This window comes from Pantoea sp. NSTU24, assembly GCF_050157905.1.
GTDB lineage: Bacteria > Pseudomonadota > Gammaproteobacteria > Enterobacterales > Enterobacteriaceae > Pantoea.
Genome location: NZ_JBKIWZ010000001.1, coordinates 1278425 through 1305134 on the forward strand (window position 1 = coordinate 1278425; position 26710 = coordinate 1305134).

21 protein-coding genes and 1 pseudogene are annotated in these 26710 nt (G+C 58.2%); 6 read left to right on the forward strand and 16 right to left on the reverse strand.

Going from position 1 to position 26710, the window contains the following annotated elements; genetic code table 11:
• Positions 1-146 precede the first annotated feature (146 nt).
• Positions 147-482 carry a gamma-glutamylcyclotransferase family protein gene (locus ACLHDD_RS06270; protein ID WP_427103392.1) on the forward strand — a complete coding sequence of 112 codons (336 nt, stop codon included), beginning with the start codon at positions 147-149 and terminating at the stop codon, positions 480-482.
• A gap of 264 nt (positions 483-746) precedes the next feature.
• Here ACLHDD_RS06270 and ACLHDD_RS06275 read toward each other — a convergent pair whose 3' ends face one another.
• From ACLHDD_RS06275 to hipB, 4 genes are all read right to left on the reverse strand, one after another.
• Positions 747-2813, reverse strand: coding sequence for an FUSC family protein (locus ACLHDD_RS06275; RefSeq protein WP_427103393.1), 2067 nt, complete (start codon positions 2811-2813; stop codon positions 747-749).
• Between the two features lie 401 nt (positions 2814-3214).
• Positions 3215-3421, reverse strand: coding sequence for a type II toxin-antitoxin system MqsA family antitoxin (locus ACLHDD_RS06280; protein ID WP_427103394.1), 207 nt, complete (start codon positions 3419-3421; stop codon positions 3215-3217).
• 106 nt (positions 3422-3527) lie between these two features.
• Positions 3528-4841, reverse strand: coding sequence for a type II toxin-antitoxin system HipA family toxin (locus tag ACLHDD_RS06285; RefSeq protein WP_427103395.1), 1314 nt, complete (start codon positions 4839-4841; stop codon positions 3528-3530).
• Entirely contained in the window at positions 4841-5086 is a 246-nt protein-coding gene (gene hipB / locus ACLHDD_RS06290; RefSeq protein WP_427103396.1) for a type II toxin-antitoxin system antitoxin HipB, read from the reverse strand. Before hipB ends, ACLHDD_RS06285 begins: the two co-directional genes overlap by 1 nt.
• A gap of 191 nt (positions 5087-5277) precedes the next feature.
• Here hipB and ACLHDD_RS06295 point away from each other — a divergent pair, with 191 nt between their 5' ends.
• Positions 5278-5739: a GNAT family N-acetyltransferase gene (locus ACLHDD_RS06295; RefSeq protein ID WP_427103397.1), complete on the forward strand. Its 462-nt coding sequence runs from the start codon at positions 5278-5280 to the stop codon at positions 5737-5739.
• A gap of 1 nt (position 5740) precedes the next feature.
• Here ACLHDD_RS06295 and ACLHDD_RS06300 read toward each other — a convergent pair whose 3' ends face one another.
• The 4 genes from ACLHDD_RS06300 to ACLHDD_RS06315 form a co-directional block, all read right to left on the reverse strand.
• Complete coding sequence (locus tag ACLHDD_RS06300) at positions 5741-6532, reverse strand: inositol monophosphatase family protein (protein WP_427103398.1); 792 nt, start codon at positions 6530-6532, stop codon at positions 5741-5743.
• Positions 6533-6555: 23 nt separating this feature from the next.
• The gene (locus tag ACLHDD_RS06305; protein WP_427103399.1) at positions 6556-7617 is read right to left on the reverse strand and encodes an ABC transporter ATP-binding protein; all 1062 of its coding nucleotides are present in this window, start codon (positions 7615-7617) and stop codon (positions 6556-6558) included.
• Entirely contained in the window at positions 7614-9839 is a 2226-nt protein-coding gene (locus ACLHDD_RS06310) for an ABC transporter permease (RefSeq protein ID WP_427103400.1), read from the reverse strand. The genes ACLHDD_RS06305 and ACLHDD_RS06310 overlap by 4 nt, the downstream gene beginning before the upstream one ends.
• Before the next feature lie 87 nt (positions 9840-9926).
• Positions 9927-10955 (reverse strand): ABC transporter substrate-binding protein, encoded by a 1029-nt coding sequence (locus ACLHDD_RS06315; RefSeq protein WP_427103401.1) that lies wholly within the window; start codon positions 10953-10955, stop codon positions 9927-9929.
• Between the two features lie 216 nt (positions 10956-11171).
• Here ACLHDD_RS06315 and ACLHDD_RS06320 point away from each other — a divergent pair, with 216 nt between their 5' ends.
• The 3 genes and pseudogenes from ACLHDD_RS06320 to ACLHDD_RS06330 all read left to right on the forward strand — a co-directional run.
• On the forward strand, positions 11172-12206 hold the full coding sequence (locus ACLHDD_RS06320) for a substrate-binding domain-containing protein (RefSeq protein ID WP_427103402.1): 1035 nt from the start codon (positions 11172-11174) through the stop codon (positions 12204-12206).
• A 264-nt stretch (positions 12207-12470) separates the two neighbouring features.
• On the forward strand, positions 12471-13364 hold the full coding sequence (locus tag ACLHDD_RS06325) for an SDR family oxidoreductase (RefSeq protein WP_427103403.1): 894 nt from the start codon (positions 12471-12473) through the stop codon (positions 13362-13364).
• Between the two features lie 90 nt (positions 13365-13454).
• Positions 13455-13828, forward strand: a pseudogene (locus tag ACLHDD_RS06330) (trehalase-like domain-containing protein); the annotation flags it as partial.
• Between the two features lie 352 nt (positions 13829-14180).
• On the opposite strand, the gene ampC reads toward ACLHDD_RS06330, so the two are convergent.
• The 3 genes from ampC to ACLHDD_RS06345 all read right to left on the reverse strand — a co-directional run bounded on the left by ampC (position 14181) and on the right by ACLHDD_RS06345 (position 16859).
• Entirely contained in the window at positions 14181-15335 is a 1155-nt protein-coding gene (ampC, locus tag ACLHDD_RS06335; protein WP_427103404.1) for a class C beta-lactamase, read from the reverse strand.
• Between the two features lie 30 nt (positions 15336-15365).
• Positions 15366-15611 (reverse strand): hypothetical protein, encoded by a 246-nt coding sequence (locus ACLHDD_RS06340; RefSeq protein ID WP_427103405.1) that lies wholly within the window; start codon positions 15609-15611, stop codon positions 15366-15368.
• Between the two features lie 66 nt (positions 15612-15677).
• Complete coding sequence (locus ACLHDD_RS06345; protein ID WP_427103406.1) at positions 15678-16859, reverse strand: glycosyltransferase; 1182 nt, start codon at positions 16857-16859, stop codon at positions 15678-15680.
• A 624-nt stretch (positions 16860-17483) separates the two neighbouring features.
• Between ACLHDD_RS06345 and hpxO the strand changes: the two genes are divergently transcribed.
• Positions 17484-18641 carry an FAD-dependent urate hydroxylase HpxO gene (gene hpxO, locus ACLHDD_RS06350; RefSeq protein WP_427103407.1) on the forward strand — a complete coding sequence of 386 codons (1158 nt, stop codon included), beginning with the start codon at positions 17484-17486 and terminating at the stop codon, positions 18639-18641.
• A gap of 41 nt (positions 18642-18682) precedes the next feature.
• Here the strand turns inward: hpxO and dcp are convergent, their stop codons facing one another.
• From dcp to guaD, 5 genes are all read right to left on the reverse strand, one after another.
• Entirely contained in the window at positions 18683-20728 is a 2046-nt protein-coding gene (gene dcp, locus ACLHDD_RS06355; RefSeq protein WP_427103408.1) for a peptidyl-dipeptidase Dcp, read from the reverse strand.
• 61 nt (positions 20729-20789) lie between these two features.
• Positions 20790-21566, reverse strand: coding sequence for a xanthine dehydrogenase accessory protein XdhC (gene xdhC, locus ACLHDD_RS06360; protein WP_427103409.1), 777 nt, complete (start codon positions 21564-21566; stop codon positions 20790-20792).
• Positions 21553-23919, reverse strand: a complete 2367-nt coding sequence (gene xdhB, locus ACLHDD_RS06365; RefSeq protein ID WP_427103410.1) for a xanthine dehydrogenase molybdopterin binding subunit — start codon at positions 23917-23919, stop codon at positions 21553-21555. The genes xdhC and xdhB overlap by 14 nt, the downstream gene beginning before the upstream one ends.
• Positions 23909-25351, reverse strand: a complete 1443-nt coding sequence (xdhA, locus tag ACLHDD_RS06370; RefSeq protein WP_427103411.1) for a xanthine dehydrogenase small subunit — start codon at positions 25349-25351, stop codon at positions 23909-23911. Before xdhA ends, xdhB begins: the two co-directional genes overlap by 11 nt.
• Positions 25348-26676, reverse strand: coding sequence for a guanine deaminase (gene guaD, locus ACLHDD_RS06375; protein ID WP_427103412.1), 1329 nt, complete (start codon positions 26674-26676; stop codon positions 25348-25350). Before guaD ends, xdhA begins: the two co-directional genes overlap by 4 nt.
• Between the last annotated feature and the right edge of the window lie 34 nt (positions 26677-26710).

Here is a 26710-nt window from a genome sequence, read left to right on the forward strand (position 1 = left end):
TGTGGCCCACTGGCCCCGGAATTCATCAGAACGCGCCATTTCAGACCCCGTTTTCAGGCCGAAACCGAAAATGCCGGCAGCTGAATGACATCCGGTTTCAGGCACGTTAAAGTTGCTGGCTTTGACGGTTTGTTTAATGAGGGAAAATGAAACGCTTATTTGTCTATGGCACGCTCTGTCCGGGCCGTGAGAATGCCCATATTCTGGAGGATATTGGCGGCGAATGGCTGGCCGGCTCGGTGAGAGGCACTTATTACCCGCGTGGCTGGGGCGCAGCGGCCGATTTCCCCGGTATCATCCTGGACGAAAACGGCCCCGACGTGCCGGGTTATCTGTTTATCTCCGATCAGCTGGAAGCGCACTGGCCAATGCTGGATGCCTTTGAAGATGGCTATGACCGTGTACAGGTTCGCGTGGTGACTGAGGAAAACCGGCAGCTGACCGCCTGGGTTTATCAGCTTCAGCCACCGGCCAGTGCCTGACCGATGTCCTTGCTCTGCGGTGCGCGCGCCCTGCTCTTAAATTTTTTACGCTGGCCGCCATGTCATTGATAAGAACCAGCGGCGGCCTTTATAATTCAACACACTGATTATAAAGGCATAACAGGTATAATTATGCCCTTGTCTTCCCAGGCTATCAGCCCTTTTTTCTGCAGGACTCGTTCAGACAGGCACAATGTCAGCCATGTTTTTAAAGCAGTTATTATGTATGATGTAACTAAATAGGCTTTCCTGCTCGTTACAGGCTTACTGAACCGGCACCTGCGCCTGGTCAGGCCAGCGCTGATGTGGAAACAGTGACACACGAATGTTAAACAGATGGATCAGCGGTGCCAGCACTGCGCTATCCTGCCGGGCAATCTTTTCCAGCCGGAGTAACAGCAGGTCCAGCTCCACCAGCAGATCCTGATGCGGTGCCAGCTGCAGCGTCTTCATTTTGCGCTTCAGATAAAGCGCCAGCTCATGAAACATCTGTCCGCTATCGATAGCGTGACTCTCCAGCACCTCACGATAGCGCGCATAGTAGTCATAGCAGTTGGCACCCAGCCAGGTTTCGGTAATCAGATACCCTCCCACGACGATATCGGGCACCGGATCGAGCCGTTTACGCGGCAGGATGATGTTTATCCTGTCGAGCATCCGCGCAATAAATTGCTGACGGGACAGCAAGGTTGCGGCATTGCGCTCCACCATTTTGGTAAAGCTCAGCAGATCACGCAGCCCCTGCTGCACCGCGCGTCGGGCAATCCATGAAGGCCGCTTGTTGCGGATCAGCGCCGTCAGTACCACCGCAAACAGGATCCCTGTCATCGAGGAGATGGCTGCATTGAGCGTCACGATAAGGTTCGGTACATAGTGATGACTCAGCCCGATAAAGCCGGGGATCTGAATCGCGACGCTCAGCCCAATCAGGTTGGTGGCCGGATTGGCGATGAGCAGACTCAGCAGCATTAACCCTGGCAGCAGACAGATCATCAGCGCCTGGAGCGTATTAGCCTGCGGGATCAGGAACGCGATATAAAACAGACTGACCACCAGCGCAATCATCACCCCTTTCACAAACAGCTTCATCGGCGTCACCGGGGAATCGACACCCGCGAAAAAGGAGCTGATAATTGCCGCCATCAGGGGAGCATTTGCGCCGTCGGCCCAGCCGCTGCCAATCCAGAACAGGCTGGAAAGAAAGGTCGCTAGAAATGCCGTCAGCGCCGACAGCCGCAGCAGCCCTTTGTCGATATGCCGGTGCTCACGGATATGACGAATCGCGGAGCCGTCGCCGTGACTGTAGAGATCCCCGGCGCGTGCGCTGACATTCTCATAGGCATCGGCAATACGCACAAAGTTTGCCATTCGTTCCAGCAGACCAATCAGCAGCAGACTCTCTTCCGTCGCCAGCTGCCCTGCCCGCCACGCCTGCTCCAGCGTCGCCTGACCGTCCGCAATCGCTTCGCGCAGTCCGTGAATATCATTAACCCGATCGTGATGCAGCCACAGCAGAAACTGCTGAAAGAGATCGGTGACGCACGGCGGAAAACGAATGTTCAGCTCGGCCAGCACGCCTAGCCGCGACTCAATGGCGGTCAGGGTGGGCAGCAGATAGGTCAGATGCTGATACTGCACGCTGACCAGACGGATGATGTTTCGGGCGGCCTCCCCCTCATAGACACAGTGAGTCAGCAGCGTTTCAACGTTCAGCGGATAACCAGCCATCTGAATCAGGATATCTTCCCGCTCCAGCGATTTGTTCCTGGCCATTCCGCTAATCAGTTCATCGCACAATCTGCGGGCATTCATGAACCAGAGATTAACGCTCTGCCCCAGCAGATGGTGCATTGAAACCGGAAACACCAGCCGGTGAACCAGCGTACTGCAGAGGATCCCCAGCGTGATCTCTTCGATCCGTGAAATCACCGTATTGATGATGGCTGACGGCGTATCGACGTCAGGAAAGCCCATAATGGCCGCACTGTAACCCGCCAGCATAAAGATATAGCTTTTAGGCGTGCGGTCGTGCAGAGAAAGCCAGAGGCAAACGGTGACCCACAGCGACACGCACAGGCTGAAGAATATCGGCGACTGCACCGTTTCAGGATAGATCAGCAGAATAAAGATGCCGCCCAGCAGCGTACCCATCAGGCGAAACACAGATTTCGAGACGGTCGAGGCGGCATAAAGCTGCGAGGTGACGAAGACGGTAGTCAGCGCCCAGGCTGGTTTTTCAAAGTTAAGAATCAGTGCGACAGAGAGTGCGATAAAGGCGGCAAGCGAGGTTTTGCAGGCAAACAAAAGCGCGTTTTTGGTAAACCATTTCATCGAATGAGGGCAGCCAGGAGCTTTCTGAGGCGCGTATCCTGACAGATGTGCCCCTGTTTTACTCTCAGTTAAATTTTACAAATTATTACCAGCCGGGCTGGGTGATTCTGCTGCCGAGAGTGCCGGGCATGGCGTACAAAAAAGGGCGCCTGTGTTCTTCTTTCTTTTCAGCTCCCGGGCCGGCCTGATCATGCCAGAAGTTCCCAGGCTAATCTTAAGGTTGGTTGCGTATGCTGCCACCCGCACAAGGCTACTGCGCAATGTGCTCAAAAGATGACTTACCTGCGATACGATTTTGCCTGCCTCGTGCAGGCTTTTTTTTGCCGGAACGTTACCGCAGAACCGGACAGGCCGGTAACGCCTGACGTCCGCGTAAAAAAGGCCGCCGACGGTGAGCTCGCTTATCTGACGGGAACGCCACCATTTTCCAGCGCTTCAGCCTTTTCGGGATACTGCTCAGCCGCTCCGGCGGTCATAATAACCGCCCCGCAGCGGATGCAGTGGTCGCCCTTCACATCCGGCACGACATCCGCCGGGTTACCCGTATTCAGGCTGACATCGCGCGTGGTGTAAACGAACGCCTCGCCTTCACATCCTGGACATTTCATAGCGGACTCCCTTGTTGAACCTGTCCGCTAAGCATAGACGACGGCAGCTGAACCACGGGCAGCGGACGACGATTTCAGAATGGGCCCATATCCCCTTGCCCTGACACTACGTCTGATGCCGTAACCGCTCCAGCATAATCAGGGAGTGGCTGAAAATAGCGTCGGCGATGTGCTGCGGGAAACCGGATGGCAGCGCATCGCGTACCGCCACCACCGCCTGAGGAAAGGCGCGTACAAAGAAGTCGAAAATCTGTTGCAGCGCGTCAGTATCGAAACTGACACTTCTGGCCGTGGCCATAAAGTGACGCGGAAAGATTTTGTCGATCTCCGTTTTCTTTCCCCGGCTGGCGCGCAGCCCCATCGCCAGCTTCAGGGCGCGCTTATTCAGACCCGTGCCACCCAGCACCGGATAGGCGGAAATCAGATCATAAAAGGGCGTCAGGCGATAGCTGCCGCCGCGCTCAATAAACAGGGAGAAATTTTTTGCGTGGCCATCGGTTGCGCCTATCAGCCACTGAAATACCTGAAACTGCATAAACCGGTAGCGATCCTCAATGGCATGACTCGACCCCATCAGTATCTGCATGATCTCCGCAATCCCCGGGCCGCCGTCCGACTCATATTTGGCCGAAGATGGCAGCCCCAGCGCCTGACAGAAATCCTCCTGCGGCAGACGGATCAGACGGGTTTTATCGCGTGACCAGCGGCGATCGAAACGTTCGACGGCCAGAGCGCGCATCTTGCCGGCGCGGATTATGGTGGCCTGCGGCACATCGATACCGAGTGCGCGGGCCAGTGCCAGGCAGAGATACTCATTTTCCACGCTTTCGCGCATATCAAGCGTCGCGGCAGGCTGCTTTATCTCCCCAATCGGCAGCTTAATGATGTGCGACGTGGGTGTCGCACCTGCCGGAATACTCCAGCCCGCGTCGGTCAGCAGCAGCGCCGTCTTTTCCTGCGCACCGGCCACTGAGATACGGAAATCGGTCTCTTCACGCAACATTCCCAGCGGGATATCTGACTGATAGGCTGACAGCACGCTTTCGAGGCGGGCTTCATCCAGCACCTCATAGCGGGCGTGCAGCGCGGGCAGCGGCATATCGGGCGGCAGCAGCATGGTCGCGCCGACGCTGTCCCGGCCTATTTCCTGCAGCAGATCGAACGGCTGGCGCGATTTGATCTGGTAACGCGCCACAATTCTGTCGCGGATCAGCGGGCTGTCTGGCAGCAGGTTGTCGAAGAAATTGATGACTGCGTGGGAGGTGATCGCCCTTACCTGCAGCGGCATCGAGAGTGACAGCGGCCTTGAGAGCGGGTTACTCAGCCAGCCGGTGTCATACTGAAACTCATGCGCACCGTTGCGCTGTCGGGTCAGCACGCCTACCCGCTCGCCGTTCATCCACGCTATCAGCCGCTGCATTACCACGTATCCTCATCAATCTGTGGCGTCGCCGCCGCCTCTTTCTCCTGCACGTCCAGACTCAGTTCCAGCGACTGTAGCAGCTTAAACAGCGTGGCCAGTGAGGTGTTGTCAGGTGCATTTTCAAAGTGAGAGATAGTGGCCTGTTTCAGACCGACCTTCTTTGCCAGTTCACTCTGGGTCCAGCCATTACGCTGGCGGATCAGTTTCAGCCGGTTTGCCAGCTGAAGCGGGCTGTATATCATGGGACGCTCCTCCGGAAAGCAGGCGATAAGCATCGCGAATAGTGTAATGGATTATCCCTGAAAGGGTATAAATAGTATTTTATCCCCGATAAAGGATAAATGCAAAATTATACCCTATCAGGGATAATGCACTGTTTATCCCTTGTAGCGGATAAGGCAGCGAGTTTTATAAACGGATTAAGAGGAACAGGATGCAGGCACTTACCTTTACCCATCAGATGAATGACAGCGACCGGGAAGCGCTGCTGACCGGACTGGGCGGTTATAACCAGTCGTTTATCCAGCGTGATAATTGGGGCCCGCTGTCGGTCGCCTGCCATGACGCACAGAGAACGCTGCGCGGTGGTCTGATTGCCTCACGAAAAGGCAACTGGCTCTGTATCGATTATCTCTGGGTCGATGAGACGCAACGGGGTCATGGCATGGGCAGCGCGCTAATCAATGCGGCGGAGCAGGAAGCAGTAAGAATGGGATCACGGTTTGCGCTGGTCGATACTTTCAGCTTTCAGGCCCTGCCGTTTTATCAGAAACAGGGCTATGCGTTACAGATGTCCCTGCCCGACTTTCCCCATGCGGGTATGCAGCGCCACTACCTGACGAAAACGCTGGTTCACACTGACGGGCAGGCCGCCAGCGTGACAGTGTCACCGTAAGTCAGAGGCCTGCAATACGGCGCAGGTCAGCTTCGGCACCCGGTGCCACGGCCAGCACCTGTGCCCCCCGGGTGAGGCGGTCGCCCTCAGTATTAAACGGGTGGACCCAGCCGCCCGCCTCTTTCACCAGACAGTATCCCGCCAGGCAATCCCAGGCGTGCATGTAAGGTTCGTAATAGCCGACCACCCGACCCGCCGCGACCCAGGCGAGCATCAGAGCCCCCGATCCGATACGGATAAAGTTACCGCCCGCTGCAAGCAGGGCCGCTACAATCTCGCCCACCTGCTGCGGCGTCACATGGCTGTTGGCACCAAAACCGGTAACGTGATTCTGCAGCGTCCGCAACGGATCGACGGTCAGCAATCGACCGTTCAGCGTGGCACCCTGCCCCTGCGCCGCCACGTAGCACTCCTGATAGGTGGGCGCGAAGATCACGCCAATGACCGGCTCCCCGCCGCGCAGCACCGCTACCGACACACACCAGCTCGGCATTCCGTTGAGAAACGGGCTGGTGCCATCAATGGGATCGACCACCCAGGTATAGTCAGATTGCCCAGGCTGCAGACCTGACTCCTCGCCCAGAAAGCCATCCTCAGGAAAAGCATTACGGATGCGGCTGGCGATCAGCTGCTCCACGTCACGGTCAGCAATTGAGACCACATCCTGCAGATCATACTTCGTCTCCACCACCAGCGTCTCCCGGCGATGAAACCAGGATAAGGCGGTCGCGCCCCCTTCGCGCGCGACAGCTTCAGCTAAGGCCAGTCGCGTCATGATTTCGTGCGTTTGCATGCGAACTCCCAGAATTCATCAGATTAACGGGCAATAAGGGCCAGGCCCTGAGGCTTAAAGTTGATGCCGACCCTGGCCGCCAGCGGCAGACGCTGCTCCATGTGCGGATCAATAATGAACAGTGCGCCCAGTTCAGTCGCAACTTCATATTCGATATGGTCGCCCAGCCAGGTGCTGTGGATCACTTCTCCCTGTAACGCGCCGGGGCCGCTATCCGACAGCGTGATAAACTGCGGCCGCACGGCCAGCTGCGCAAGTCCGGTGCAGGCAGCCGGGCTCCGGATCCGGAAACGCTGAGTGCCAAGGCGGATCAGCGCCTCCTCAGCTCCGGCCTGCTCCACCTCACAGGGCAGAATGTTGGCTTCCCCCATAAAGTCCGCAATAAACACCGAGTTGGGCGAGTGGTAAAGCGTTTCCGGCGCGCCCTGCTGGGCAATATCCCCCTCTTTCATGACAATTATCTTATCGGAGACGGCCAGCGCCTCCTCCTGATCGTGAGTGACATAGACGGCGGTAAAGCCCAGCCGCTGTTGCAGGTCACGAATATCAGTACGCACCCGACGGCGCAGACGTTCATCCAGGTTAGAGAGCGGCTCATCAAGCAGCAGCACCTGCGGTTCCAGCACCAACGCACGGGCAACCGCAATACGCTGCTGTTGTCCGCCAGAGAGTTCTGACGGCAGTCGCTGTCCCTGATTGTCGAGTCCGACCAGTTTCAGGCCCTCATGCGCCCTTTCCTGTGCTTCACGCTTATTCATACCCGATGAAAGCAACCCGTAGAGAATATTGTCGAGGGCGCTCATGTGCGGAAACAGCGCATAAGACTGGAAGACCATCGCCACGTCACGCTGATTGGCGGGCAGATGGGTGACATCCTTGCCGCCTATCAGGATCCGGCCCGACGTGGGATGCTCCAGCCCGGCCAGCAACCGCAGCGTCGTGGTTTTGCCGCAGCCTGAGGGGCCGAGCAGCGTTACCAGCGTACCGGGATCCACGCTGAGCGACAGATCCGGCAGCGCCGTAAACCCGTCAAAATGCTTGGTCACATGTTCAAAAACTACCGATCCGGCATGAATGGTTGTCATACGGCGCTCTCCTGAGTCAGGGGGGATGCAGAGGGTGCGGCAGCGATAGCCGCAGGTCGGGTCGCACGGCGCAGGCGGCGTTCGCCCACCAGCAGCTGGAAGAGACCAATGATCAGAAGCATGACGACGATCAGCACGGAGGAGTAGGCAATCGCGACGCCATATTCTCCATTCTCCACCAGGCCGACGATATAGGAGGTCGCCATGTTGTACTGCGCGCTGACCAGAAAGATAACCGCGCTGATCGAGGTAATTGCCCGCACAAAGGCGTAAACCAGCGCCGCGCTGATGGCCGGTTTCAGCAGTGGCAGTACAACTTTACGCAGGGTACGAAAACTGGTTGCGCCCAGCGTCAGCGAGGCTTCATCAAGGCTTTTATCGAGCTGACTCATCGCCGCAATGCCGCCACGGACGCCCACGGGCATATTGCGGAAGACAAAGCAGGCGATCAGGATCGTCGCTGTACCGGTGATTTCCAGCGGTGGCAGGTTATATGCCATGACGTAGCTCACCCCAATCACCGTGCCGGGGATGGCAAAGCTCAGCATCAGCATGAATTCGAAGGTCTGACGGCCGGCAAAGGTCTGCCGCACAATCAGCCAGGCGGTCAGCAGGCCCACGATGGCCGTGAGCGGCGCGGCGATCAGCGCAATCTCCAGCGTAGTCCAGAATGAATTCCAGGCGACCCCGCGCCAGACCAGCGTGCCCTGTTCAAGAGTGACGCTGAAGGCACGGATGTAATGATCCAGCGTCAGCGCATTGTTCAGTCCCCAGGACTGTACAAAGCCGCCGACCATAATCATGCCGTAGATCACCAGGGTAAAGAGGCCCCAGGGGATAACCATGCCATACACGCCGTAGCGCACCGGGCGCGGCAGCTGAGCGTGACGGCCGCCGTCACCTTTCCCGGTCACGGTGGCAAAACTCTTGCCCGACAGCCATACGCGCTGCATCAGGAACGCGATCAGGGTGAATCCCAGCAGAATCATCGCCAGCACCGCGGCGCGGCTGGGATCGTTCTGTGCGCCAACCACCGAAAAGAAGATCTCTGTCGACAGCACGCCGTGACTGCCGCCCAGCACCATCGGGTTACCAAAATCGGCCATGCTTTCAATAAAGCTGATCAGGAAAGCGTTGGCCAGCCCGGGTGCCATCAGCGGCAGCGAGATGCGGGTAAAGGTCCGCCAGCGGCTGCCGCGTAGCGTCTGCGAGGCCTCCTCCAGCGAGGGACTAATGCCCTCAACTACTCCAATCAGCACCAGAAAAGCCACAGGCGTAAAAGAGAGCACCTGGGCGATCCAGATGCCGGTCATGCCATAGAGCCAGCGGCCCGGTTCAATGCCGAATAGCGTCGCCAGCGATTCCGTGACGACGCCGGAACGGCCGAATAGCAGAATAAGCGCCAGACCGATGACAAACGGCGGTGTAATAATCGGCAGGATGGTCAGCATCCGCAGTGCTTTTTTACACGGCAGCGGCGTGCGGGTGGCCGCCAGCGCAAACGCCAGCCCCAGCAGTGTGGCACCGCTGGCCGTCATCAGCGCCAGTCCCAGCGTACGCCAGGCGGTGCCGCAACTGCTGCCGGTGAAACAGCCGAGGCTCCAGATGGCCGGATCCTGCAGATTTGCGATCAGCCCGTCCGGCTTAAAGCTGCCATCGATATCCTGCACCGATGCAACAAACAGACTCAGGACCGGATAGATCACAAAGGTGATGACCAGCGCCACCAGCAGCACAATTGACGCCACCACAAAAGCATCGCCCTTCAGCACACCGCGTTCGGCCAGCGCGAAGGCAAAGGTCAGCAAAAACAGCGTCAGCAGCAGCAGTGCACCGGCCCCCATCGCCGGTTGCCCCTGCGCCAGTGGCCCCGTCAGCTGCTCCAGCCACAGCCAGTTCCAGCCACTGAAGCCAATGGCATGCCCTTCAATCACCAGAAACACGATGCCCGCGAGGCTGGATAAAAGAAGCAGCGAGCTGCGGATGCGGCCTGACGGCAGAAAGATACAGACTGCCGGGAAAAGCCAGAGCCCCACCGCAATGGCGAGCCAGGGACGTAATGCCAGCTGGCCCAGCGCAGGGGCGCTGTTCTCATCGCGCCATAAACTGAAGATCCAGTCACCACTGAAAAAGCCCTGCTCCAGGCTGTACCAGGGCAGGAGCGTTAACGCGACGATACCTGCCAGCAGCACGCCGGTTAAGCGACGATTGTGCGCATTCATAAATCACCTCGATCAGGAAGCGGACATCAGGCTCGTGCCACCGCGGTCTGGTACAGACCCGACTCAGGCTGCCGGGCGCACACCTCATTACTGCGCGCTGGCACCAATCTCCTTATCCCAGCGGCTCAGCAGCGCTTTGCGTTTTGCCGAGTCACCGTACGTTTTGAAGTCATAATCGATCAGCCTGATGCTCTCAAAGCGCGGCGCGTACTCGGAGATCGCCGCGTTGCGATTGGAGGGAAGCTGAAACGATTTCGCCTCTTTCATGTGCGACTGCGCCTCTGCACTGAGCGCCCAGTCATACCAGCTTTTAGCACTGGTCAGGTTACGCGCCCCTTTGATGATCGACATGGAGCCAATCTCATAGCCGGTGCCTTCACAGGGCGCGACGGGCTTGATTGGGAAGCCATCCACTTCCATGGCAACAGCATCGTGCATAAAGACGATGCCGACAGTCGTTTCGCCGCGCGCGGCCGCTTTAACGGGCGCTGAGCCGGACTTCGTGTACTGGGAGATGTTGGCATTCAGCTTCTTCAGATAATCAAACGCCTTGTCTTCACCCATGATCTGAACCAGTGTCGCCAGAGTGTTGTAAGCCGTGCCGGAAGAGTTCGGATTAGCAATCTGGATTTCACCCTTGAAAGCCGGATCGAGCAGGTCAGCCCAGCAGGCCGGAACCTTCAGCTTTTTCTCCGCCAGAAGTCGGGTGTTATAGCCCCAGCCCAGCGCACCGGCATAGACACCGACGGTGCGATAGCCGGAAATCTCTGCCACCTTTTGTGACCAGGGTTGCTGCTGGTCAAGCAGTGGCGAGTGGTAAGCCTGGGTCAGGCCCTCTTCCGCAGCCTGCAGATGCGGGTCGCCCGTGCCTGCCCACCAGATATCAGTGCGGGGATTCCGTGCCTCACTGCGGATACGGGCATAGGCCTCTCCGGCAGAGAGTCGCACCATACTGAGTCTGATGTCGGGATGGGACTGACTGAATAGCGTCGTCATCTGTTCGCACACCACCACATCCGCAGAACAGATCATATTGAGATTACCCGCAGCCGCAGCCGCAAAAGGCACCGCCGGGCAACTGGCAATTACAGCAGCAAGCAGAGAGGAATAACGCATGATGTTCTCCTGAAAGGCCGGATGACGCGGAAGCGCCACTATTTGCACATGTGTGCAATCATTAGTACGACCCGCCCGGCATGCTGTCAATTGAACCAGTCCGCAATTCACAGGCCATATCACAAATTTGAAACATTTGCTGTGCTGTTATCTTTTGCACAGCTTTGCAATTTCAGGCAGACTCACTGCGGGCACTCACGGGCGGAGAGAAAGAAAATGCAGCAGTTAAAAGCAGTCGTCAGCGCACAGGATGTGGCGGAACGGGCCGGCGTCTCCCGCTCTGCGGTGTCACGCACCTTTACGCCCGGTGCCAGCGTTTCGGAAACCACCCGTCAGCGGGTAATCAAGGCGGCGGAAGAGCTGGGTTATCACGTTAATCACCTGGCACGTGGCCTGGTCAGTCATCGCAGCGGCATTGTCTGCTTAATTGCCTCTGAGGTAGATACCCCCTACCGCGCCAGCCTGGTGCGCTGGATGACACAGTATCTGCAGGAGGCGGGAAAGGTGGCGATGCTGATCAACACCGACCGCTCAGATGCGCGGGTTTCGGCAGCGCTGCAGCAGGCGATTAATTTTCGCGCCGACGCCTCCATTATTCTCTCCGGAATGCCGGACAGGGGTATTACCCGACTCTGTTATAAGCATGGTCAGCACCTGGTGCTGATCAACCGCGACGAGTCCCTGCCCGGTACGCTGAATATCAATCTCGACTCCCGCCCGGCTGCGGAGATGGCCGTCAATGCCTTTGTGCGAGCCGGATGCAGCCGCATCGCCTTCGTTAATTCGCTGGCGGGCACGCCAAGCCTGCAGAAACGCGAAACCGATTTTCTGGCGGCTGCGCAGCGTGCAGACGTGGCCGTTCAGGTGGAACGGTTCGGCTCAACCTCCTATGAAAGCGGCCAGATACTGGCGCAGCGCCTGCTGACGCGTAATGTGCGCCCCGATGCGGTCTACTGTGCCACCGACCTGCTCGCCTGCGGGTTTATGGATGAGGCACGGCACCGCTTCGCGCTACGTATCCCGGACGATCTCTGCATCATCGGGCATGACAATATTGCTCAGTCGGGCTGGGCATCTTACAACCTCACTACCTTTGCGCAGCCGGTGGAACAGTTCGCCCGCGACGCTATCCGCTGGCTGGTGGAAACGGAAGCGCAGCCGGACGAACTGATACCGAAAACCGAACAGCAGCAGGAGCGCAGAATATATCCGGTCGATGTTGTCTGGCGGGGTTCTGTCCGTGGCGGCTAATCGCCCTTCTTTTTATTTTTTAATGGCACGTTTACTGGCTGAAATAATTTCCTGCCGCTCTTACGCTTCGCTTTAAATAATTCCGGCCTGCGCTAAAAAATAGTGGGCCGCCCCGATACACAATCCCCATTTCCTGTCTACGCTTTATCTGCATTATTCATTCACTCTGGTTTTATCTGCTCAATGAATCAGCAGTCAGATGTGACAAACATCACATTTGTGCCAGGCTTACTGTCTCAGATCACTCTGTTCAAGGAGCAAACAATGACAACACCAACGAATAATTCGCTCGAGATGAATCATTTCCCAAAACCTCCTTTTGAGGACCAGCCGCAGCAGGCGCCAGGTCTGGCCAGCAAAATGATCCCGGTTCCGGATCACGGTGAAACCAGCTATCGCGGGACGGCCCGACTGAACGGCCGCAAAGCGCTGATCACCGGTGGTGACTCCGGCATCGGTCGCGCTGTGGCGATTGCCTACGCCCGTGAAGGCGCAGATGTGGTGATCAACTACCTGCCAGAAGAACAACCGGACGCCGACGAAGTCGTGAAATTAATCGAAGCGGAAGGCCGTAAAGTTTTCGCTATTCCCGGCGACATTCGTTCTGAAGAATTCTGTCAGCAACTGGTTAAAGAGGCGGCGGAAAAATTAGATGGTCTGGATATTCTGGTTAATAACGCCGGCCGTCAGCAATTTAACGAGTCCATCCGGACATTGAGTACAGAAGATTTCGACGCGACATTTAAAACGAATGTTTACGCCATGTTCTGGATCACGAAAGCAGCGCTGGAATATCTGCCTCGCGGCGCGTCCATTATTAATACGTCGTCCGTTCAGGCATTTAAACCCAGCGATATTCTGCTCGATTATGCGCAGACCAAGGCGTGTATCGTCGCCTTTACCAAATCGCTGGCTAAGCAACTGGGTGGCGATGGCATCCGCGTTAACGCGGTCGCGCCGGGCCCGTACTGGACCCCGCTGCAGTCCAGTGGCGGTCAGCCCATGGAGAAAGTAAAACAGTTTGGTGCTGATGCGCCGCTGGGCCGTCCAGGTCAGCCGGTTGAAATTGCCCCGCTCTATGTGACCCTGGCCTCAACCGAGAGCAGCTACGCTTCCGGTCAGGTCTGGTGCTCTGATGGCGGCACCGGCACGCTGTAATTCTGTGAAATGGCCGCCTGGTGCGGCCTTTTTTTGTTCTGCTTTTGTCACACCTGTCTTCCCCGCTACAGAGAACAGAGGAAAACGCGCATGCAGAACCCGATCTTTCATTCGCCAGTCAGAGAGGATGGCTTTGCGGGGCTGGGCGACTATGCCGCAGTTGGCGAAGGCCGCTCGGTCGCGCTAATTGACCGGATGGATCGATCGACTGGTGGTGTGCACCCAACCTTGACGCAAAACCGCTGTTTGACCCCCTGCTGGACGCCGGGCTGGGCGGCTACTTTCAAATCGTGCCGACCTCGTCTTATCCGGTGTCACGCTGCTACCGGGACAACAGCAACGTGCTGGAAACCCGCTTCGAAACCGAAAGCGGCACGGTGCTGCTGACCGAATCGATAAGCAGTACGCTGGCGGGCCGTCTGCCCTGGTGCGAACTGGCCCGCCGCATCGAAGGCGTCAGCGGTGTCCGGAAGGAAGAGAGTGCGTTTCTCGCCTGCGCCTTCTGGCTGGTGGAAGCCTCGGCGGAACTGGGCGAAACGGCGCAGGCAAACCAGGCGATGCATGAAATCCTGGCGACGCTGGACGGTCAGGGCAACGTCGATATTTTTAATGCGATGTTTGATGTACGCACACAGCGCTAGCGCGGCAATATGCCACAGGGACTGAGTCATCTGGCCCTGATCGGCGCGGCACAGGCGTTGTCAGAAGCAGAAGCGCCGGCCTGAAGCGTGGCGCTTCAGTGGTCCGGCTGCAGCCCGAAGCGCGGTCGAAGAAGAGTGGCCTGAGGGATCGCTGGCTGGCAATAGCCGTTGCGGGTTACTCCGGATTGCCCTGTTGCAAAGCCTGCATGATCTGCCATGCCGCCCTGACGCGCAGCGGATTCGGATAGTTTTTATTTGCGAGCATCACGATACCGCAGTTTTCAGCGGGGATGAAGGCAATATAGGCTCCGAATCCGTTAGTCGCGCCGGTTTTATGCACCCAGCTGGCGCGCTGCGACGGCCCGGCTGGCGTCAGCGGGGTCGCCGGTCGGGCCTTCAGCGCCACGCTGTTATCGCTGTCGCCGATCAGGGTGTCGGCAGAAACAGGCCAGTCATACATCTCCCAGCCCAACCCCTGATAAAGCTTGCCGACGCTGAAATAGTGCGACTGCGCAGTGCGCATGGCGTTCCGCAGCACCGCATTACCAGCAGAAAGCCCGTTTGGGTCCACGTTTGCCTGCATAAACGTGAGCATGTCACGTGCCGTAGATTTGATGCCGTAGGCTTCTGCATCCAGCATCCCGGACGACACGCGCACGGGCTGACCGTCTTTATAGCCCCAGGCGTAGTTAATCATCATGGCGGGCGGCACGGTGATATAGGTGCGCGTCAGGTGTAAGGGCTGAAAAACATTCCGCTCCATCGCCTGCTCATAGTCGCCCTTCACCATCAGCGCACCAAACAGGCCGATGCTGGCGTTGGAGTACTGACGCAGTGAACCGGGCGCCGCCTGCGGCTGCCAGTCCTGATAGAAGCGCAACAGTGACGCCTGGTCGGTTACCTCATCCGGCAGCTGCAGCGGCAGGCCGCCCGCCGTGTATGTGGCCAGATGAAGCATCCGAACCGGCCGCCACTGTGCGCCAGTGAGCTGCGGCCAGTGCTTCTGCACCGGATCGCTGAGACCGATATCGCCATTGCGGATCTGCACCCCGGCCAGCGTGCCGGTAAACGTTTTGCTGACGGAACCAAGTTCAAACAGCGTGTTTTCCGTGACCCGGCGGCGCGAATCGAGATCGGCCACGCCGAAGTTTACAAACTGCGATCGGCCTTTATAGAGCACCGCCACCGACATGCCGGGGATCGACTGCTGCGCCATCAGCGGTTCGATCGTGGCTTTCACCAGAGAAGTGACCTGCTGTGAGGAAAGATCGGCGGCAACACAGCGGGCGGAAAGCAAGAGCAAGACACCATAAAACACAGACTTTTTCATTAGCAACCAGCGGTTCTTTACTGACAGAAATTACTTACATTGGCTGGCACAGGCCTGCACACACATCTGCGCCTCAGAGCTGCAGGATCCGTTATCACGGGTATTGCAGTGAGACTGTTCAACGTAGCAGTTTGACTGGCAGGCGGAGAGGTCGCAGCGAGCCGCAACGGGCGTCAGTTGCGGTACAGGGGCGCGGGCCGGGAAAAGGGGCGCGGGCTGAGCAAAGGCGCTGCTGCCCAGTAATCCGGACAACAGCAGCGTGACGATGAGTTTCATAAGCATTCTCCTGCAGGACGTACCCTGAGTATGACTACTCTGGCGCGTTCCGTCAGAGAAATCTCACTAAATTGAGACAACAGGCGGATGTTCAGTGACATGCATCACGCCACGGCTGTAAATATCGTTGAGCCGGGCAATATAACGCTGGGTGTCATGTTGCTCTCTGATGCGCAGAATGGCTGCCTCGCCCTTCTCCTGAAGCATTTCAGGACGTTCAATAATCGCGAGCAGCGTCGATTTCAGCCCGTCCACCAGCGACCGGCGCAGCGCGGCTTTCTGTTCTGGCGACGTGATACTGTATTCGCGGTCAGCATTCAGTGGACTGGTCAGCACCCAGCCTGCACTGGCGGGATTGATCTCCGGCAGCGCACGAACGTTACTGGTAATCACCGGGCAGCCGCTGGCCTGCATCTCCAGCACCGAGAAACCATAGGTTTCCTGCCAGGTCGGTAATAATCCCGCATCACTCTGACGGAACAGCTGCATCAATGCGCCATTCTCCATCCGGGTGTGATGGGTAAAGCAGCGATAACGTTTAATGCGGTTTTCGATGCCGCGGCAGAACGCCTCATCATCCTGGAACTGGCGATGCGCCACGTTGTGGCGTTTGGCGAGATCGCCAATCAGCTGCACATCCAGCTGCGACTCTTCCAGCCGACGCTCTTCAAGCAGCTCACTGATGGCCAGTACCACTTCCGCGCCGCCTTTACGATAAAACTCATTACCGGCAAACGTCAGCTTAAGGATGCCGGGCTTACGCGGGGTTTTCTGCTGCACAAACAGCTTCTGAGGGGGATGCATCACCAGCGTTTTCCGGCGAATCTGCTGCGCAACCTCCGGACTGAACAGCTTCATCTGGATATTAAGCGTGGCATCGGAGATTGCAATCAACCCCAGGCAGTTATCTTTTAGCAGATGAGGGATCAGGCGCTGCAGCTCCGGATTATCCTGTTTGGCGACACCCGCTACCGGTAAGACGCGCGGGAGTTCGGTTTCAAAGCTCGCCACCCACTTCTGGCGGGTGATGGCAACTTCATTAAACAGATGCAGGATATCTGCCCGCGATGCGCCTGAAAACGGCACCGGCTGGAAAACAAAGATTTTATTTTTTTTAAGTAAACGCGTGCGTAACGGGTTAATAAAATAGAACAGGTTACGCGTTTTCAGATTGATATATTCATTATCCGGATTGACTAAAATATTGCGCTGCTCGGGATACTGGTTATTTGTGATTCCAATTTTCATGATTGCCCTCCGGAGTCCTTGTCATTGGCGTGATATATATCATGTCAGGCTGAAAACTGCGTCCAGGCAATATCCTAAAAGCCTGTTCTGGCGCGGTTTATCCGATTAGCTTTATACTTTTATCTGGCAACAAAATCGTCACAGTTGTTTCTGTTTGTGAATTTCGGGCCGCTATTTATATGACTATCCGGTTGTATTCCGAGCCTTTTTCAAAGCATTAAGACGCGACAGAGATGTCATTGGCCGGGCCAGTTGTTAATTAATTGTTTAAATATTTTTCGGACTGTTTAACATTCTTCGTCCATCTCATCGTTAATTATTTCTTAACTGACTTCAGCGTTCCGGTAAACTGGCGTTAATGCGGCTGTCTGCATGATCATTACGCCGATCATACTCGTACCTGCCCCGGATTATGAAACGATTGATACAGCCTCGCTGCACTTGCACACTTATGACACGTCAGCCTGCTTTATAACAGTGCAACAGCGTCGCCTGCCACACTGAAACCCCTCGTTCAGCAACCCTTTAACATAATGATTTAATTGGCTTATACCCATCAATTCCTGTCGCGCGCCTGTCTGGTACAAAAGTTGCAACAGCAGTGACAGGCATAAGGAGAGCATTATGAAAGCAATCGTGATTGGTGGCGGAATTGGCGGCATGAGCAGCGCCATTGCGCTGGAGAAAGCCGGGTTTGACGTCGACGTTTTTGAAGCCGTAAAAGAGATGAAGCCGGTCGGCGCGGCGATTTCAATCTGGCCCAACGGCGTCAAATGCCTGAATGCGCTGGGCATGAAGGATGCGCTGCGAAAGCTGGGCGGAAACATGGCTTATATGGCCTATCACGACGGGACCAGCGGAGCCGCCCTGACCCGCTTCAGCATGGCGCCGCTGGTGCAGCAGGTCGGCGAATATCCCTGCCCGGTCGCACGTGCGGAGCTGCAGGCGATGCTGATTGACACCTTCGGACGCGAACGGGTGCAGTTTGGCAAGCGGGTGATTCAGGTCGAGCAGACTGCACAGGGCGTGATCGCCACCTTCTCGGATAACAGCCAGGCTCACGGCGATTTTCTGATTGCCGCAGACGGCACCCATTCAGTGATCCGCGAATATGTGCTTGAAGAGAAGCTGGAGCGCCGCTATGCCGGTTACGTTAACTGGAATGGCCTCGTCACCATCGACGAAGCGATCGCGCCCGCCGACCAGTGGACCACCTTTGTCGGCGAGGGCAAGCGGGTGTCGCTGATGCCGGTCAGCGGCAATCGCTTCTACTTCTTCTTTGATGTGCCACTGCCAAAAGGGTTGCCACAGGATCGATCCACGGTAAAAGCGGATTTGACCGGCTATTTCCAGGGCTGGGCGGCACCGGTGCAGCGGTTAATTGCGGCTATTAATCCAGAGACCACCAACAGGGTGGAGATCCACGATATCGAACCCTTCAGCCGGTTCGTTAAGGGGCGTATCGCTCTGCTGGGTGATGCCGCCCACAGTACCACGCCCGATATCGGTCAGGGCGGCTGCGCGGCGATGGAGGACGCGGTGGTACTGGCCTCGGCTCTGGCGTCCCATTCGCTGGGCATAGAGGATGCGCTGCTGCGCTATCAGACCCGGCGGGTTGAACGGGTTAAAGATCTGGTGCTGAAAGCCCGTAAGCGCTGTGATGTCACCCATGCGCGCGACCCGGCCGTGACGGCAGCGTGGTATGACTCCCTGAAAAGCGAAACCGGCGAGCGCGTGCTGGCCGGTATGTGTGAAACCATTGAGGGCGGCCCGCTGGGCTAGCCGGAGAGGCGGGCCGTCAGTATGAAGGCCCGCAGCAGCGGTCAGGCGTCCGTCAGGCCGCGATTTTCCAGCATCGGCTCCAGCTGAGGCGGCGCGCCCCGCCAGCTTTCATACAGCGTTTTGAGATCGCTGCTGTTGCCCCGTGACAGAATCTTCTGCCGGAAAAGGTCGCCATTTTCCCGCGTCAGTCCGCCACGTTCCGCAAACCACTGATAGCCATCGTCAGCCAGCATCTGTGTCCAGATATAGGCGTAGTAGCCTGCCGCGTAGCCGCCGCCCCAGATGTGCTGAAAATAGCTTGAGCGATAGCGCGGTGGCACCGCCGTCAGCGCCAGATTGTCGCGCTCCAGCGCCTGCTGCTCGAAATCGCCCACGCTTTGCGGCGCAGCATCAGCCCTGAGGCTGTGCCAGTGCAGATCCAGCAGCGCAGCCGCCAGCAGCTCACTCATTTCATAGCCTTTGTTAAACAGCGCGGCCTGTAACATCTTCTCGTGCAGCGCGGCAGGCATCGGTTCCTGCGTCTGATAGTGGCGGGCGTAGTGCCGGAACACCTCCGGTTCGCTGGCCCAGTGTTCGTTGATCTGCGACGGAAACTCAACAAAGTCGCGCGGGGTTTCTGTGCCGGAGAGGCTGGGATAGCGCTGGCTGGCGAACAGGCCGTGGAGCGTATGACCGAATTCATGGAACAGCGTAATCACATCGTCCCAGCTCAGCAGCGCAGGCTCACCGACTGGCGGCTGCGTGAAGTTGCAGACGTTATAGATCACCGGCCTGCTATCCAGCAGGGTTGACTGATTGACGAAGTTACTCATCCAGGCCCCGCCGCCTTTGCTGTCACGCTTGAAGAAATCGGTGTAGAACAGCGCCAGCGGAGTATCGTCTGCGTCGAAGATCTCATAAACCTGCACGTCGGGATGATAAACCGGCAGATCCTGACGCGGTGCAAAACGGATGCCGTAGAGCTGTGTGGCCGCCCAGAAGACGCCGTTGTGCAGGACCGAATTAAGCTCGAAGTAAGGTTTGATCTGACTCTCATCCAGGTCATAGCGGGCGCGACGCACCTGTTCAGCATAAAAGCGCCAGTCCCAGGCCTGCAGGGTGAAACCGCCCTGCTGCTGATCAATCGTCTGCTGGATAGCCGCCGCTTCCCGTCCGGCGCGCGCGCGGGCAGCGGGCACGATGTTGTGCATAAAGGCCAGCGCCGCATCGGGCGTCTTCGCCATCTGATCCTGCAGCTTCCACTCCGCGTAGCTGGCAAATCCCAGCAGCCGGGCCTGCTCCGCCCTGACCTGTGCCAGCCGCAGAACCAGTTCGCGGGTGTCGTTTTCATCCCCTTTTTCTGTGCGTGTAACACCAGCCGTAAACAGCGCTTCACGGGTGGCACGGTCACTGAGGCTCTGCAGTGCCGGTTGCTGTGTGGTGTTCTGCAGTACCAGCAGCCACCGATCCTCCAGCCCGCGCGCACGCGCTTCCGCCTGAGCGACCGCAAGATCGGCAGGTGACAGCCCCGCCAGCTGCTGAAGATCGCTGACCACCAGCCCGCCCGCTTTGCTGGCCGCCAGCAGCCGGTTGGTAAAGCGGGTGCTGAGACGTGCGGCCTCCTGATTCAGCGCCTTAAGTGCCTGTTTCTGCGTTTCCGGCAGATTTGCCCCCGCCAGCTGGAAGCGCTGCCAGATCACCTCGACCAGTCGTTTCGATTCTCCATCCAGCTTTGCCCGATCCAGATAGACGGCATCAAGTCGTGAGAACAGCGGCCGGTTGAGCATAATCTCATCATTGAGCGCGGTGAGCTGAGGCGCAATCTCCTCATCGACCTGCTGCAGATAAGGGCTGGTGTGTGCGGAGGTCATGGCGCTGAAAACCAGATTAACCCGGTTCAGCAGCTGTCCGCTCTTCTCCAGCGCCTCGAAGGTGTTGAGAAAGGTGGGCACGTCGCTGTTCTGCGCAATTGCGGCGATTTCCTGACGCTTTTCTTCAATACCCGCCTGAAGTGCGGGCAGGAAATCCTGCTCCTCAATCAGATCAAAAGGCGGTGCCTGATAAGGCAGTGTGCTAACGCTAAAGAAGGGATTCTGACGGGCGTTCATGGTTCGCTCCTGATGGGCATCACAAAGTCTTATCCTGACAGGTTGCCGCCAGCGCGACAACTCAGCTGATTTGCTGCTGATAAACGCTGATAATTTCACCGGCAATCGCCACCGCAATCTCGGCGGGCAGCTTGCCTTTGACATCCGGCAGGCCAATCGGACAGCGCAGACGCGCCAGCGTATCGCTGTCGACCCCCCGGCCTGATAGCCGGTAGCGGAAACGCTGGTTTTTGGTTTGTGAACCGATCAGCCCGGCATAACGAAAATCGCCGCGCCGAAGCACCGCCTCGCTCAGAGCAAAATCAAGCGGATGATGGTGAGTCATAATGATGAAGTAGCTGCCTGCCGGGGCCTGCGCGACGCAGTCGAGCGGGTCTTCCGGCTGGTGTGTCACGACGCCGGGCGGTACATGACAGAACTGCGCCGCGCGACTGTCGACCCAGTTTATGTGACAGGGTAACGTTGCCAGCAGGTTTACCAGCGCCTGACCAACGTGACCGGCGCCGAACAGCCAGATTTCCGGCTGCGCCTGCAGCAACGGCTCAAACAGCAGCGTGGTTCTGCCGCCGCAGCACTGGCCAAGCCGTGCACCGAGGCTGAACTCTTCAGTAAGAGGCGCACGGGTTCCGCTATGTAACATCGCCCGGGCCTGGGCGATGCACTGAAACTCCAGATGCCCGCCACCGATGGTGAGCCACGTCTCCTGTTGCGAGACGATCATCTTGCTGCCGCTGTCGCGCGGCACGGACCCCTGATCGCTGAGCACGGTAATCAGCACGCAGCTCTGACGTTTCTCCCGCAGCTGGTGCAGCACGCCAATCCAGTCATGGTAGATCATCTGCGGCTCCTGTCAGGCGCTGTACGCCCTGGAAGATCCGTTCAGGCGTGGCGGGCGCATCCAGCAGCGGGTGCTGGCGGTAGTCCGCGACGCTGGCCACTGCATCCTGCAGGGCGCACCAGGCCGCAATGCCCAGCATAAACGGCGGCTCCCCGACGGCCTTGGAGTGAAACACCGTGTCCTTTGGATTTTTGCGGTTCTCCACCAGCGTGACCCGCAGATCGGCCGGAACGTCGCTGATGGCCGGAATTTTGTAGCTCGCCGGGCCGTCAGTCAGCAACTGCCCCTTATCATTCCATACCAGCTCTTCACAGGTGAGCCAGCCCAGCCCCTGTACAAAGCCCCCTTCCACCTGACCAATATCGATGGCCGGGTTCAGCGAGGCGCCGACGTCATGCAGGATGTCAGCCCGCAGCAGGCGGGATTCGCCGGTCAGCGTATCAATGATGACCTCGCAGCAGGCCGCCCCAAAGGCGTAGTAATAAAAGGGAGTGCCCCGTCCCGCCTGCCGGTCGTAGTGGATCCCCGGCACACGATAGTAGCCGGTGGCCGAGAGCGGCACCTGATTCAGCCACGCCAGCTTTGCGACCTCGGCGAAGCTGTAATGTTTTTCCCCGGCACGCACCACACCGTTACGGAAACTTACCGCGCTGGCGTCACACTGATGCAGCTCGCAGAGCATTGCAGTCATCCGATCACGCAGGATTTCCGCCGCATTCTGCGCCGCTTTGCCATTAAGGTCTGCGCCACTGGAGGCGGCGGTGGGTGAGGTATTCGGCACTTTTCCGGTATCGGTGGCGGTGATCTGGATCTTATCCACCTCAATCTGCAGCACTTCGGCGACAATCTGCGTTACCTTGGTGTTCAGACCCTGGCCCATTTCGGTTCCGCCGTGGTTGAGCTGCACGGTGCCGTCGGTGTAGATCAGGATCAGCGCGCCCGCCTGGTTGAGAAAGCTGGAGGTAAAGGAGATACCAAACTTCACCGGCGTCAGTGCCAGTCCCCGTTTCAGCAGGGGGCTGCGGGCGTTAAAGGCCGTAATCTCTGCACGACGGGCCTGATAGTCGCTGCTCTTCTCGAGCTGGTCCGTGATCTCATCCAGCAGGTTATCCTCTACCTGCTGGTGGTAATGAGTGATGTTGCGCTCCTGCTTGCCGTAGTAGTTACGCTTCCGCAGCGTCAGCGGATCCAGACCGCGTTCGCGGGCAATGTGGTCCATGATTTGCTCAATCGCCACCATGCCCTGCGGCCCGCCAAATCCCCGGTAGGCGGTGTTGGAGGCCGTATTGGTGCGGCAGCGATAGCCGGTAATCAGTGCATCCCCCAGGTAATAGGCGTTATCGGCGTGGAACATCGCACGATCGACGATCGATCCGCTCAGATCCAGTGAATAACCGCAGTTTCCGGCAAGATCGATACGGATGCCGCAGAGCCGCCCATCCGCCTCAACGCCCGCCTCATAGCGCACGAAAAAGGGATGGCGTTTACCGGTCACGCGCATATCGTCACGCCGTGAAAGCCGCATTTTTGCGGCCCGTCCGGTCTGACGCGCTACAATAGCGCAGAGACAGGCGACGCCGGCCGCCTGGGTCTCTTTGCCGCCAAAGCCGCCGCCCATGCGCCGCATGTCAATCGTGACCTGATTCAGGCTGATACCCATGACCTCCGCCACCAGCTTCTGAACTTCGGTCGGGTTCTGGGTTGAGGAGAAAACCTGCAGCTGCTGGTCTTCACCCGGGATCACCATCGCAGTCTGGGTTTCGAGATAAAAGTGCTCCTGACCGCCGATATGAAACGATCCGCTGACCCGATGCGGCGCACGCGCCAGCGCCGCGTCCACATCACCGCGCTGGTGGACATGCGGCTCCTGAACAAAACTGCCCTGTGCCAGGGCCTGCTCTACATCCAGCAGCGGCTCCAGCACCTCATACTCAATCACCGCCGCGGCCGCGCCCTGGCGGGCGGCGTCGGGCGTCTCCGCCGCGACTGCGATAACGATCTGACCCAGATATTCCACTTTTTCGTGCGCCAGCAGCGGGTCGCCTGGTTCCAGTGGCCCGACATCGTTGATGCCCGGCACATCCTGCCAGGTCAGGACGCTGACGACACCCGGCACGGCATAGCAGGGTTGTACGTCAATATGCAGGATACGGGCGTGAGCATGTTCACTCAGGCGGGGACAGAGATGCAGCAGTCCGGGCAGCTCCGGCTTGTCGTCGATAAAACGCGCTTCACCTGAGACATGCTTTTCCGCGCTCTCATGGCGGTTACTGCGGCCCACGCCGCTTTGAAGGTCGGCGGCGTATTGCGCCTTGATGACCTCTTCAGTCAGTTCAGGACGGTTATGAGACATAGCGTGAGACCTCAATGCAGGTTATTTCGCCATTATGACGATGCCAGAAGCGGCGAAGCAGGTTCTGCGCCACCTTCAGGCGGTAGTCGCTGCTGGCGCGAAAATCGGAAAGCGGCTGGAAATCATCAGCCAGCGCAGCCGCTGCGCGTGACACTGTCACTGCATCCAGCGGCTGACCGAGCAGCGCCTGTTCGCAGTGGTACGCGCGTCGCGGTGTCGCGGCCATGCCGCCAAAGGCGATGCGGACGTCACTGACAACGCCCTGATCAAACTGCAGATTAAAGGCCGCGAACACCGCCGAAATATCATCATCCAGTCGTTTAGAGACTTTCCAGGCGACAAAATCAGGTGACACGGTCACTTTATCGATGCGGATAGCGCGGATAAACTCCCCTTTTTTCAGCTGCGTTTGCCGGTAGCCCGTAAAAAACTGGTCGAGCGGAAGGCTGCGCTGCTGTTCACCCTCCTGCAGCAGCAGGCTGGCATTCAGGGCCAGCAATACCGGTGAGGCGTCGCCAATCGGAGAAGCATTGGCAATGTTGCCGCCGAGTGTGCCCTGCAGACGGATCTGCAGTGAGGCGAAACGCTGCAGCATCTCGCTGACGCCGGGAATACGGCTGGCAAGAAAATCGCTGACCTGCTGTAGCGACGCGCCCGCCCCCAGCAAATAGTGGTCGTCAAATTCGCTGCAGACTTTCAGCGCGGCGACCTGCTCCAGGGCAATCAGCACGCCAATTTTTTTATGCTGCTGAGTGATTTGCAGGCTCAGGTCGGTGCCACCAGCAATCAGCTGCGCGTCGGGATGCGCCTGACAGAGCGCCGCCAGCTGAGCGGGCGTTTTCGGCAGGAAGCAGCGGCGACCTTCACCGGCTAACTCCTGCACCTCCGGACTGGCCAGCGCCTCAAGCCGCTGCACGGTCGTCGCGGCCTGCTGCTCAAACACATCGGACACTGGCTGCGAACAGAGCTGTTCGGCGGCCGCCATAATCGGCCGGTAGCCGGTGCAGCGGCAGAGATTTCCGGCCAGCGCCGTTTCCGCCTCGTGGCGATCCCAGCTTTCCGCCCGTTTCTGCAGGCTGAACAGCGACATCACAAAACCTGGCGTGCAGAATCCGCACTGTGAACCGTGGCAGTCAACCATTGCCTGCTGCGCCGGATGGAGGGCGCGGCCGTGACGCAGATCTTCTACCGTGATCAGCTGCCTGCCCTGTAAGGCGGAAACCAGCGTCAGGCAACTGTTGACGGTTTCATACTGCATCTTTCCGTCCACCGCTTTGCCCAGAGTAACGCTGCAGGCGCCACAATCCCCCGAGGCGCAGCCCTCTTTGGTTCCGGTGCGCTGTTGTCGGGTACGCAGATAGCTGAGCAGCGTGAGATTGGGATCGAGCGTCTCTTCGGTGACGAGCTGATTGTTTAACAGAAACTGGATCATGCGGCTTGCTCCTGTGATTCGCGTTGCCAGACCGGACGACCCGCCACCCAGGTCTGGGCAATATTGCGGTCGTCGCCCAGCGTCATCAGCACGAAGAGTTTTTCCCAGATATCTTTGCTGTTACCGATGCGCAGCTGCTGCAGCGCCGAGACGGCCGGGTCGAGCACGACGAAATCGGCCTCTTTACCCACGTTGAAATTGCCGATGGCCTGGTCGAGGTCCAGCGCGCGGGCACCGCCCAGCGTGGCGTGATAAAAGGCTTCGGCGGCGCTGAGGCGGTAGTGCTGTAACTGCCCGACCTTATAGGCTTCGCCCAGCGTCTGCAGCATGTTAAAGGTCGTGCCTGCGCCGACATCGGTTCCGACACCGACGCTGACCCCCTCATCCCAGCTGCGTTTCAGGTTGAACAGTCCGCTGCCAAGAAACAGATTGGAGGTGGGACAAAACGCAATAGCGGAATCGGTGTCGTGCAGACACTGCCATTCACACTCGTCCAGATGCAGACAGTGCGCAAAGACGCTACGACGGCCGGTCAGCTGATGATGATGGTAAACATCCAGATAATTTTCCCGCTCCGGGAACAGCGCTTTCACCCAGGCCACCTCCTGCGGGTTCTCGCTGAGATGGGTATGCACCCAGGTATCCGGGAACTCCTGACGCAGCTGCTGAACCTTTTCCAGCAGCGCCGGGGATGAGGTCGGCGCAAAGCGCGGCGTCAGCGCATAGCTGAGTCGTCCGCGCTGATGCCAGCGCTCAATCAGCGTCCGCGTCTGCTGGTAGCTCTGCTCCGGCGTCTCGGTCAGGTTGTCGGGCGCATTGCGGTCCATCATCACCTTACCGGCAATCAGCCGCATGTTCAGGGCTTCAGCCGCGCTGAACAGGGCCTCAACCGACTGCGGATGGACGGTGCCAAACACCAGCGCGCTGGTGGTGCCGTTTGCGAGCAGCTGATGCAGAAAGAAGGCGGACATCCGCGCCGCGTGATCGGGGCAGTGATACTGCGCCTCTACCGGAAACGTGTAGTGATTGAGCCACTCCAGCAACTGCTCGCCAAAGGCGCCGATCATCTCGGTCTGTGGATAGTGAATATGCGTATCAACAAAGCCTGGCACAATCAGCTTACCGCGCAGATCGGTAACAGGCTGGCCGGCAAGTTGTGTCGCGCAGTTCTCCCAGCTATCCAGCCCCACCACATGCCCTTCGCGCAGCAGCAGTACGCCATCGTCCAGATAGCGGGCTTTGCTGATGAGATCATCAGGATGCGTCACTGTGCCAGTGAAATCGAAAAAGCTGGCGCGTATCGCCGTGTCGGTTGCTGAGAGCATGGTTTGTCCCTTCTGAATGCGCGATTAAATATCT